General features: G+C 53.3%; 1 tRNA gene and 2 rRNA genes. All 3 read left to right on the forward strand.

The features are described 5' to 3' along the window. The first annotated feature begins 260 nt into the window (after positions 1 to 260). The 3 genes from AC2FGE_RS20845 (at position 261) to AC2FGE_RS20855 (ending at position 3,555) form a co-directional block, all read left to right on the forward strand. A 23S ribosomal RNA gene (locus AC2FGE_RS20845) occupies positions 261 to 3,127 on the forward strand. Positions 3,128 to 3,316: 189 nt separating this feature from the next. Then, positions 3,317 to 3,431: ribosomal RNA gene (gene rrf, locus AC2FGE_RS20850) — 5S ribosomal RNA — on the forward strand. Between the two features lie 47 nt (positions 3,432 to 3,478). Further along, a tRNA-Met gene (locus AC2FGE_RS20855) sits at positions 3,479 to 3,555 on the forward strand. The last annotated feature ends 1 nt before the right edge of the window (position 3,556 follow it).

The following is a 3,556-nucleotide window of genomic DNA, read 5'->3' on the forward strand; positions in this document are numbered from 1 at the left end:
TACTAACCCGAGCGACCTGCGTTGATCAGCTGCACGGCTGGGAGACCATATGGGGTTGCTCAATTGTCCTCGTCCAAGTGGCGGGGGCGGGAAATGTATGTTTTTGGTTCAGAAGAACGATCATCTTTAGTTACCAGCTGGATGATCACGATCGATCCGACCCCCCGAACTGTGAAGGCCGAAGGCCGAAGGAGTTCATGTCCTCAAGTAGCCGAATAGGCGGTAGGACAAAAAGGTCGTGTCTTTCTTTTTCTGGATCAAATCAAGCGCGAGAAGGGCGTTTGGTGAATGCCTTGGCAGCAAGAGGCGATGAAAGACGTGATACTCTGCGATAAGCCATGGGGAGCTGAGAATAAGCTTTGATCCATGGATCTCTGAATGGGGCAACCCACCTGAAAGTTTGTTATTGTTAGTTCTGCTAATCAATAATGGGCTTAACCAGGTATTTATGACCTGAATACATAGGGTTATAAAGGCAAACCCGGGGAACTGAAACATCTAAGTACCCGGAGGAAAGGAAATCAATTGATACTCCCCTAGTAGCGGCGAGCGAACGGGGACCAGCCGAGCCGTGAGTGTGAATAGAACCTGTTGGGAAGCAGGACCATAGAGGGTGATAGTCCCGTATATGAAGCATGATCGGACGTATTAAGTAGGGCGGAACACGTGAAATTCTGTCTGAAGATCGGAGGACCACCTTCGAAGGCTAAGTACTCCTTGCTGACCGATAGTGAACCAGTACCGTGAGGGAAAGGTGAAAAGCACCCCGACGAGGGGAGTGAAACAGTACCTGAAACCGAACGCCTACAATCAGTCGGAGGATCCTCGAGATCTGACGGCGTACCTTTTGTATAATGGGTCATCGACTTGGTCTCACGAGCAAGCTTAAGCCGTTAGGTGTAGGCGTAGCGAAAGCGAGTCTTAATAGGGCGTATGAGTTCGTGGGATCAGACCCGAAACCGAGTGATCTAGGCATGGCCAGGTTGAAGGTAAGGTAACACTTACTGGAGGACCGAACCCACATCCGTTGAAAAGGATCGGGATGAGCTGTGCCTAGGGGTGAAAGGCCAATCAAACTCGGAGATAGCTGGTTCTCTGCGAAATCTATTTAGGTAGAGCGTCATCCGAATACCCCGGGGGGTAGAGCACTGGATGGGTAATGGGGCCCCACAGGCTTACTGATCCTAACCAAACTCCGAATACCCGGGAGTACTAGATGGCAGACACACTGCGGATGCTAACGTCCGTAGTGGAGAGGGAAACAACCCTGACCTACGACTAAGGCCCCCAATTCATGGCTAAGTGGGAAAGCAGGTGGGACGACCAAAACAACCAGGAGGTTGGCTTAGAAGCAGCCATCCTTTAAAGATAGCGTAACAGCTCACTGGTCTAAATAAGTTGTCCTGCGGCGAAGATGTAACGGGGCTCAAGCCATGAGCCGAAGTCTAGGGATGCGTAAGCATCGGTAGCAGAGCGTAGTGTGACATAAGACTTATCCTGTATTGCCGCTGGTCATTTGGCGCGAGTAATCGCGCTCAAGTCGCCGAATAGGCGGTAGCGCAGGATCAAGTCTTTTCGATGAAGCGGGCGCGTGAGCGATCCCGTGGAGAGATCACTAGTGAGAATGATGACATGAGTAGCGACAAAGAGTGTGAGAGACACTCTCGCCGAAAGTCCAAGGGTTCCTGCTTAAAGCTAATCTGAGCAGGGTAAGCCGGCCCCTAAGCCGAGGCCGAAAGGCGTAGGCGATGGGAACCAGGTTAATATTCCTGGGCCGTGGAGTGGTGACGGATCTCAGAGGTAGTTCATCCTTATTGGATTGAATGGGCTGCTGAGAGGTTCCTGGAAATAGCCCTCCTATAAGACCGTACCCTAAACCGACACAGGTGGACTGGTAGAGCATACCAAGGCGCTTGAGAGAACGATGTTGAAGGAACTCGGCAAAATACCTCCGTAAGTTCGCGAGAAGGAGGCCCGGTTCCTAGGCAACTAGGGGCTGGGGGCACAAACCAGGGGGTGGCGACTGTTTATTAAAAACACAGGGCTCTGCGAAGTCGCAAGACGACGTATAGGGTCTGACGCCTGCCCGGTGCCTGAAGGTTAAAAGGAGAGGTGAGAGCCTTGAATTGAAGCCCAGGTAAACGGCGGCCGTAACTATAACGGTCCTAAGGTAGCGAAATTCCTTGTCGGGTAAGTTCCGACCTGCACGAATGGCGTAACGACTTCCCCGCTGTCTCCAACATCGACTCAGCGAAATTGAATTGCCTGTCAAGATGCAGGCTTCCCGCGGTTAGACGGAAAGACCCCGTGCACCTTTACTACAGCTTCGCACTGGCATCAGGATTGTGATGTGCAGGATAGGTGGTAGGCTTTGAAGCAGGAACGCAAGTCCCTGTGGAGCCTCCCTTGAGATACCACCCTTCGCACTCTTGATGTCTAACCGCGGTCCGTTATCCGGATCCGGGACCCTGCGTGGCGGGTAGTTTGACTGGGGCGGTCGCCTCCTAAAGCGTAACGGAGGCGCGCGAAGGTTGGCTCAGAGCGGTCGGAAATCGCTCGTTGAGTGCAATGGCAGAAGCCAGCCTGACTGCAAGACTGACAAGTCGAGCAGAGTCGAAAGACGGCCATAGTGATCCGGTGGTCCCGAGTGGAAGGGCCATCGCTCAACGGATAAAAGGTACGCCGGGGATAACAGGCTGATACTGCCCAAGAGTCCATATCGACGGCAGTGTTTGGCACCTCGATGTCGGCTCATCTCATCCTGGGGCTGGAGCAGGTCCCAAGGGTACGGCTGTTCGCCGTTTAAAGAGGTACGTGAGCTGGGTTTAGAACGTCGTGAGACAGTTCGGTCCCTATCTGCCGTGGGTGTAGGAGACTTGAGAGGAGTTGCCCCTAGTACGAGAGGACCGGGGTGAACGATCCACTGGTGGACCAGTTGTCGTGCCAACGGCAGTGCTGGGTAGCTATGATCGGACAGGATAACCGCTGAAGGCATCTAAGCGGGAAGCCCCCCTCAAAACAAGGTCTCCCTGAGGGCCGTGGAAGACCACCACGTCAATAGGCCGGAGATGTAAGCGCAGTAATGCGTTCAGTTGACCGGTACTAATCGCCCGATAGGCTTGATTTGATCCAGTAATGGAAAGACAAATCACCAAAAGCATACACTGACCTTGAGTTGGACAACGTTGATTGATGTGAAACCCCGTAAAGGGGTGACATAACAACCGAGTGGCACCGCGCATTCGCAAGCGAATACGCTGCCTGCCACCCGTCGCTTTCTTGCTCTGCAAGAAAGTCGACATGGGCTTTTCCTCGGTTTGGTGGTCATAGCGCAAGTGAAACACCCGGTCCCATCCCGAACCCGGAAGTTAAGCACTGCCGCGCCAATGGTACTTGGGCTTAAGCCCCGGGAGAGTAGGTCACCGCCAAACCTAGCAAAAGCCCACATATCTCTCTAAACGATCAGCAAAACACCTGGCGCGGGGTGGAGCAGTCCGGTAGCTCGTCAGGCTCATAACCTGAAGGTCAGAGGTTCAAATCCTCTCCCCGCAACCAA

The sequence above is a fragment of the Ruegeria sp. YTSA075 genome (genome assembly GCF_059610245.1).